The organism is Polaromonas sp. (genome assembly GCF_018780625.1).
Lineage (GTDB): Bacteria > Pseudomonadota > Gammaproteobacteria > Burkholderiales > Burkholderiaceae_C > Polaromonas.
Genome location: NZ_JADMJK010000243.1, coordinates 1 through 7,332 on the forward strand (window position 1 = coordinate 1; position 7,332 = coordinate 7,332).

7 protein-coding genes are annotated in these 7,332 nt (G+C 59.8%); all 7 read left to right on the forward strand.

From position 1 onward, the window contains the following. Positions 1-40: 40 nt before the first annotated feature. Complete coding sequence (locus IV091_RS17300; RefSeq protein WP_293470552.1) at positions 41-1,135, forward strand: VanZ family protein; 1,095 nt, start codon at positions 41-43, stop codon at positions 1,133-1,135. 9 nt (positions 1,136-1,144) lie between these two features. After that, positions 1,145-1,537: a (2Fe-2S) ferredoxin domain-containing protein gene (locus tag IV091_RS17305; RefSeq protein WP_293470538.1), complete on the forward strand. Its 393-nt coding sequence runs from the start codon at positions 1,145-1,147 to the stop codon at positions 1,535-1,537. A 98-nt stretch (positions 1,538-1,635) separates the two neighbouring features. Next, the gene (locus IV091_RS17310; RefSeq protein WP_293470540.1) at positions 1,636-2,280 is read left to right on the forward strand and encodes an alpha/beta fold hydrolase; all 645 of its coding nucleotides are present in this window, start codon (positions 1,636-1,638) and stop codon (positions 2,278-2,280) included. Positions 2,281-2,354: 74 nt separating this feature from the next. After that, a complete protein-coding gene (locus tag IV091_RS17315; RefSeq protein ID WP_293470542.1) occupies positions 2,355-3,572 on the forward strand; it encodes a D-alanyl-D-alanine carboxypeptidase family protein in 1,218 nt (405 codons plus the stop codon). 166 nt (positions 3,573-3,738) lie between these two features. Continuing rightward, positions 3,739-4,116, forward strand: a complete 378-nt coding sequence (gene rpsL / locus IV091_RS17320; RefSeq protein ID WP_011799633.1) for a 30S ribosomal protein S12 — start codon at positions 3,739-3,741, stop codon at positions 4,114-4,116. A 204-nt stretch (positions 4,117-4,320) separates the two neighbouring features. Continuing rightward, positions 4,321-4,794, forward strand: a complete 474-nt coding sequence (gene rpsG, locus IV091_RS17325) for a 30S ribosomal protein S7 (protein WP_011799634.1) — start codon at positions 4,321-4,323, stop codon at positions 4,792-4,794. Positions 4,795-4,998: 204 nt separating this feature from the next. Further along, entirely contained in the window at positions 4,999-7,101 is a 2,103-nt protein-coding gene (gene fusA, locus IV091_RS17330; RefSeq protein WP_293470550.1) for an elongation factor G, read from the forward strand. Positions 7,102-7,332 lie beyond the last annotated feature (231 nt).

Here is a 7,332-nt window from a genome sequence, read left to right on the forward strand (position 1 = left end):
AGCGCAGCGCAGTGACAACGATGGGGGTGTGCACAGAACCATGGCGTGGCCGCTGGCGCTGGCGCTCGCTGGCCTGATCGCTTACGCCAGCCTTTACCCCTTTGCCGACTGGCGCGACCAGGACATTTCACCGCTGCGGTTTTTGACAGCGCCGCTGCCGCAGTACTGGACCGGGTTTGATGTGGGCGCCAACTTGCTCGGTTACGCCCCGCTGGGGTTTTTGCTGGCGCTGTCGGCACTCCGCCGCCTGCGCGGGTTCTGGGCCGTCACGCTGGCAATGCTGGCGTCTGGCTTGCTGTCGCTGTCGCTGGAAACCCTGCAGAGCTATTTGCCGTCACGTGTTCCGTCCAATGTGGACCTGGTGCTCAACACGCTGGGGGGCTGGCTGGGCGCCTGCTGCGCCTGGGCGCTTGAGCGCTTGGGCGTGATCGAGCGCTGGAGCCGTTTCAGGACGCGCTGGTTTGCGCATGACGCGCGCGGCGCGCTAGTGCTGCTGCTGCTCTGGCCGCCGGCCCTGCTGTTTCCCCCCTCGGTGCCGATGGGTCTGGGCCAGGTGTTTGAGCGGCTGGAGGCCGCACTGGCCGACGCACTGGCCGACACGCCTTTTCTGGACTGGATGCCGGTGCGTGAGCTTGAGTTGCAGCCGCTGGTACCCATGGGCGAACTGCTCTGCGTGGCGCTGGGCGCGCTGATTCCCTGCCTGCTGGGCTATAGCGTGATCCGCACTGCCCGTCAGCGCGCGGTGTTCGGGGCGGCGATGTTGGTCTCCGGCATCGCCGCCTCGGCCCTGTCGGCGGCGCTCAGCTATGGACCGGAGCACGCCTGGGCCTGGCTGGATGTGCCGGTGCAGGCCGGCTTGGGGGTGGCGGCATTGCTGGCCCTGCTGCTGCTGCCGGTGCCGCGCCGCGCCGCTGCCGCCCTGACGCTGCTGGCATTGGCGATTCATCTCGGCCTGCTCAACCAGGCGCCGACAGACCCCTACTTTGCGCAGACGCTGCAGGCCTGGGAGCAGGGCCGTTTCATCCGTTTTAATGGGCTGGTGCAGTGGTTGGGCTGGTGCTGGCCCTATGCCGCCTTGCTGTATATCTTGATGCGGCTTTCAGGCCGCGAGCAGGCCGCAGCGCCTGAAAAGTAAAATCATTCCATGAGCACCTCCACTTTCCAAGACGCCGCCGCGAATGCCTTGGCCTGCGCGGCTGCGCCCGCCGGCCCGTCCTATTACAAACACCATGTATTTTTTTGCCTGAACCAGCGCAGCAACGGCGAGGCCTGCTGCGCGGCGCAAGGTGCAGAGGTGGCCTTTGACCGCTGCAAGTCGCAGGTCAAGGCGGCTGGCCTGGCCGGTCCGGGCCAGGTACGCGTCAACAAGGCGGGGTGCCTGGACCGCTGCGCAGCGGGGCCGGTGCTGGTGGTGTATCCGGAGGCGGTCTGGTACAGCTATGTGGACGAAAGCGACATTGATGAGATTGTCGAGTCCCACCTCAAAAACGGCCAGGTGGTGGAGCGCCTGCTGACGCCATCGCATCTGGGGCGCTAAGGCGCCTGCGTTGTAAGGGTTTTGGCTATTGGTCCAGCATTTACGGGCTATAGTAGCTATTTTGTTTATAGCAATTGATGTGCCTGTGAGGTCAGTCCGTGAACTCTAAAACCCAGAAATCAAGCTTTCAAGGCCCGGCCGGCGTGCTTGAACTCGCGACCGATGCGCCAGCCGGTGTGCCGCTTGGCGTCGCCGTCATTGCCCATCCGCACCCGCTGTTTGGCGGCACCATGGACAACAAGGTGGTGCAAACGCTGGCGCGGGCTTTTGTGCAAAGTGGCTGGACGGCGGTGCGCTTTAACTTTCGGGGTGTTGGCGGCAGCGCGGGCAGCCATGACGAGGGGCGAGGCGAACTGGCGGATTTGCTGGCGGTGGTGCAGCACGTTGCGCCGCCTGGCGCGCAGCAGGCGGCGCTGGCGCTGGCCGGCTTTTCGTTCGGGGCTTTTGTCACGACCCACGCCTTTGCGCAGCTGTTTCCTGCCCGCAGCATTGACAAACTCGTGCTGGTGGGCACCAGCGTCAGCCGCGCGCCTGCCGCCCCCATCGATCCGGCGGCGCACCTCCGGACCCTGGTGCTGCACGGCGAGCAAGACGACACGGTGCTGATGTCCGCCGTACTGGACTGGGCACGGCCACAATCACTTCCTGTTACGGTTGTGCCCGGAGTGGGTCATTTCTTTCATGGACAATTGCCTTTGCTGAAAAATCTGGTGCTTCGCCACCTTTCTTCGCCCCCACTCTGAGGGGGCAGGTCTGCCTGGCCTTTCTTCTCGCACTTTCTTGGCGTTCTTACCTCCAAACACTGATTTCCCACTCCATGCAATGCTCCATTTCGGCCCCACTCGGCCTTCTCCGCCTGCGCAGCCTTGCTGCCGCCGCCGTTCTTGCTTTGTCTGCCGTGCTGCCCGCAGCGCAGGCCCAGACGCCTCAGCCCCCCGAGATCGCGGCGCGCTCCTATTTGCTGCTGGATGTCACGTCCAACCAGATCCTGGCCGCCAAGGACATTGATTCCCCGGTTGAGCCGGCCTCGCTGACCAAGCTGATGACCGAGTACCTGGTGTTTGACGCGCTCAAATCCAAGAAAATCACCCTTGCGCAGACCTTCTCTGTCAGCGAGCGCGCCTGGAAAATGCCGGGCTCCCGCATGTTCATCGATCCCAAAATGCAGGTGCCGGTGGAGGATCTGGTGAAAGGCATGATCGTGCAGTCGGGCAACGACGCGACCATGGCACTGGCCGAGGGCGTGGGCGGTACCGCCGAGCATTTTGTGCAGCTCATGAACGAGCAGGCCAAGGCGCTGGGCATGAACTCGACCGGCTACAAGAATCCGGAAGGTCTGACAGAGGCCGGTCACACCACGACCGCGCGTGACCTGAGCATTCTGTCTACCCGCCTGATGACGGATTTTCCCGACTACATCGGCTATTCGGCGATCAAGAAGTACCGCTATCCCGGCACGCCTGCCACCAACGACACCAACCGTAATACCCTGCTGTTCCGTGATCCCACGGTGGACGGCCTCAAGACCGGCCACACCAACGCGGCGGGCTACTGCATGATCGCCACGGCCAAGCGCGACTTCCCCAATCTGGGGGCAGGCGGCGCGCCCGGTGGCCGGCGCCTGCTCGCGATTGTCCTGGGAGCCTCCAGCGACAGCGCCCGCGCCAATGAAACGCAAAAGCTGCTGAACTGGGGTTACACCGCCTATGAGGCCGTGAAACTCTTTGACGCGGGCCAGGCCGTCGTTGCGCCGGCCGTATGGAAAGGCAAGGCCTCCACCGTGAAGCTGGGTCGTCCCCAGGCGATTGTGGTGTCCGTGGCCTCCGGCAGTGCCCCCAAGGTCAAAACCGAGGTCGCCCGGCCTGATCCGCTGGTGGCGCCCTTTAAAAAGGGGCAGTCGCTGGGATCGCTCAAGGTCATGCTTGGCGACAACCCCACACCCGTGGCGGAAGTGCCGCTGATGGCGCTTGAGGCCGTGGAAGAGTCCGGGATTATGGGACGCGCCTGGGATTCCATTCGGCTCTGGATCAAGTAAGGGGCGCCTGCGTGACGCTGGCGGCAAGGCGGCTGTCCTGCCAACTGCTGCGATCCGCTTGAGCCTTTTTACTATCCGGTTTATACTAGAAAGCTTTTCCGCTTTTGGTGCGGGGAAGATTTCCGTATTTTTATTTCGTTTTCCAAACGTTTAGGGACGTTTTTCAATGCCAACCATCAATCAATTAGTTCGTCAGGGGCGCGAGGTCGAAAAGATCAAGTCAAAAAGCCCCGCGATGGAAAATTCTCCACAGCGCCGCGGTGTTTGCACCCGTGTGTACACCACCACGCCTAAAAAGCCTAACTCTGCGCTGCGTAAAGTTGCCAAAGTTCGCCTGACCAATGGATTTGAAATCATTTCCTACATCGGCGGCGAAGGCCACAACCTGCAGGAACACAGCGTGGTGCTGGTTCGTGGCGGTCGTGTCAAGGACTTGCCTGGTGTGCGTTACCACATCGTTCGTGGATCGCTCGATTTGCAAGGCGTGAAAGACCGCAAGCAGTCGCGCTCCAAGTACGGCGCCAAGCGTCCAAAGGCTAAATAAGCCAATCGGTTCGAGCCTGACGGTTCGCGCCCGAAGAGGTTGTCATGACTTTTTCAAAAAAAACAGGTGCTTGACTCACCCTGGCCGGTGTTTTGAGCGAAGTGACCCAAGTGCAAGTTGTTTGCGCCGGTCGAGTAAGTGGGAGTTTGCTAACTCTCGCGGTGCTACCCAAAGTAGTGCCAACTGAAGCAAAGAGGTGAAAAAATGCCACGTCGTCGCGAAGTCCCTAAACGTGAAATTCTTCCTGATCCAAAATTTGGCGATGTCGATCTCGCCAAATTCATGAACGTGATCATGCAAGGCGGCAAGAAAGCCGTCGCAGAGCGCATCATTTATGGCGCCCTGGAGCAAATCGAGAAAAAGAACCCCGGCAAAGATCCGCTGGAGGCTTTCCACATGGCCATCGGCAACATCAAGCCCATGGTTGAAGTGAAATCCCGTCGCGTGGGTGGTGCAAACTACCAGGTGCCGGTTGAAGTGCGTCCTGTCCGTCGTATGGCCCTGGCCATGCGCTGGTTGAAGGAAGCCGCCAAGAAGCGTGGCGAAAAATCAATGTCATTGCGCCTGGCCAATGAGTTGATGGAAGCCACCGAAGGTCGTGGCGGTGCCATGAAAAAGCGTGACGAAGTTCACCGCATGGCCGAAGCCAACAAGGCTTTCAGCCACTTCCGCTTCTAATTGTCGATTGCAGTGTTGACTGCGTGTATTTGACGGCTTGCTCCCAGGCATTCAAGGTGACCAAAGCACCTTGATTTCCTGGCAGTTCAATCCCAACTCCTGCCGGCTCGGTGCCAAAAGCGCCCGGCCGGCAGACGCGTAGAAAAACAAGAGAAATATCTTGGCAACGAGTCTTTGTTCGTAACACCGAACTGAAAGTAATTTATGTCCCGCGCTACCCCCATTAAAAACTACCGCAACATTGGTATTTCCGCGCACATTGACGCTGGCAAAACCACCACCACCGAGCGGATCCTTTTTTACACCGGCGTCAGCCACAAGATTGGTGAAGTCCATGACGGCGCTGCCACGATGGACTGGATGGAGCAAGAGCAGGAACGTGGCATCACGATCACTTCCGCGGCTACCACCTGCTTCTGGAAAGGCATGGATTCATCCTATCCCGAGCACCGCATCAACATCATTGACACCCCGGGCCACGTGGACTTCACGATTGAAGTCGAGCGCTCGATGCGCGTGCTCGACGGTGCCTGCATGGTTTACTGCGCAGTGGGCGGCGTGCAGCCCCAGTCTGAAACCGTCTGGCGCCAGGCCAACAAGTACAAGGTGCCGCGTCTGGCCTTTGTCAACAAGATGGACCGCACCGGTGCCAACTTCTTCAAGGTCGTCGAGGGCATGAAGCTGCGCCTGAAGGCCAACCCTGTTCCCATGGTCATCCCAATTGGCGCCGAAGAAAACTTCACCGGCGTCGTGGACCTGATCCTGATGAAAGCCATCATCTGGGATGAAGCTTCGCAAGGCATGAAGTTCGAATACCGCGAAATTCCAGCCGAACTGCTGGAGTCCGCCAAGGAATGGCGCGAAAAGATGGTCGAGGCCGCTGCCGAAGCCAACGAAGAACTCATGAACAAATACCTTGAAGAAGGTGATTTGACCGAAGCAGAAATCAAGTTCGGTATCCGTACCCGCACCATCGCCAGCGAAATCCAGCCAATGTACTGCGGCTCGGCTTTCAAGAACAAGGGTGTGCAGCGCATGCTGGACGCCGTGATTGACTTCATGCCCGCACCAGTCGACATTCCGCCAGTCAAGGGCATGGATGAAGATGAAGCGCCTGTGGTCCGTCAGGCCGATGACAGCGAGAAATTCTCCGCGCTGGCGTTCAAGTTGATGACCGACCCGTTTGTCGGCCAGCTCACTTTCGTGCGCGTGTATTCCGGCGTGCTGAAAAAAGGCGACACCGTTTACAACCCCATCAAGGGCAAGAAAGAGCGTATTGGCCGTATCGTTCAGATGCACGCCAACGAACGTCTGGAAGTCAGCGAAATCGTCGCAGGCGACATCGCTGCCTGCGTGGGCCTGAAGGACGTGACCACGGGCGAAACCCTGTGCGATCCTGATGCCATCATCATGCTGGAGCGCATGGTGTTCCCTGAGCCTGTGATTGCCCAGGCCGTGGAACCCAAGACCAAGGCCGACCAGGAAAAAATGGGTATCGCCCTGCAGCGTCTGGCTGCCGAGGATCCATCTTTCCGCGTCAAGACCGACGAAGAATCGGGCCAGACCATCATCGCCGGCATGGGCGAGCTGCACCTGGAAATCATCGTTGACCGCATGAAGCGCGAATTCGGTGTGGAGGCCAACGTGGGCAAGCCGCAAGTGGCTTACCGCGAAACCATCCGCAAGACCATCGAGGATGCTGAAGGCAAGTTCGTGCGCCAGTCCGGCGGTAAAGGCCAGTACGGCCACGTGGTGCTCAAGATCGAGCCCAATGAGCCGGGCAAGGGCATTGAGTTCATCGACGCCATCAAGGGCGGCGTGGTTCCTCGCGAATACATTCCTGCGGTTGAAAAAGGCATTCACGAAGCCGTGACCTCGGGCGTGCTGGCCGGTTACCCGGTGGTGGACGTCAAGGTCACGCTGCACTTCGGCTCCTACCACGACGTGGACTCGAACGAGATGGCCTTCAAGATGGCCGCGATCTTCGGCTTCAAGGAAGGCTGCCGCAAGGCCGGTCCGGTCATTCTTGAGCCCATGATGGCTGTTGAAGTCGAAACGCCTGAAGACTACGCCGGTAACGTGATGGGCGATTTGTCCTCACGCCGCGGCATGGTGCAGGGCATGGAAGACATGGTTGGTGGCGGCAAGGCCATCAAGGCCGAAGTGCCATTGTCAGAAATGTTCGGCTACTCGACCACGCTGCGCTCTGCAACGCAAGGTCGTGCAACCTACTCCATGGAGTTCAAGCACTACTCTGAAGCACCGCGCAATGTCTCTGAAGCCATCATGGCTGCGCGCGCCAAGTAAGCAAGCATCCGGCGCCGGCTCTGCAAAGGCCCGGCGTCTCCAATTTCCTGTCTGCGATTGTGTGCCACGCTGTCCCCGTGCGGTGTGAACAAGCAACACAGTGCAAACGTTAAACCACACACGGGCATGTTCTTTATCTGGAGTTGATTATGGGAAAAGAGAAATTTTCGCGGACAAAACCGCACGTCAACGTTGGCACGATTGGCCACGTCGATCATGGTAAAACCACCC

Bases quoted from the DNA above. Each gene is read 5' to 3' on its own strand.
- IV091_RS17305 (WP_293470538.1), top strand. From the start codon at position 1,145: ATGAGCACCTCCACTTTCCAAGACGCCGCCGCGAATGCCTTGGCCTGC.
- rpsL (WP_011799633.1), top strand. From the start codon at position 3,739: ATGCCAACCATCAATCAATTAGTTCGTCAGGGGCGCGAGGTCGAAAAG.
- IV091_RS17315 (WP_293470542.1), top strand. From the start codon at position 2,355: ATGCAATGCTCCATTTCGGCCCCACTCGGCCTTCTCCGCCTGCGCAGC.
- fusA (WP_293470550.1), top strand. From the start codon at position 4,999: ATGTCCCGCGCTACCCCCATTAAAAACTACCGCAACATTGGTATTTCC.
- rpsG (WP_011799634.1), top strand. From the start codon at position 4,321: ATGCCACGTCGTCGCGAAGTCCCTAAACGTGAAATTCTTCCTGATCCA.
- IV091_RS17300 (WP_293470552.1), top strand. From the start codon at position 41: ATGGCGTGGCCGCTGGCGCTGGCGCTCGCTGGCCTGATCGCTTACGCC.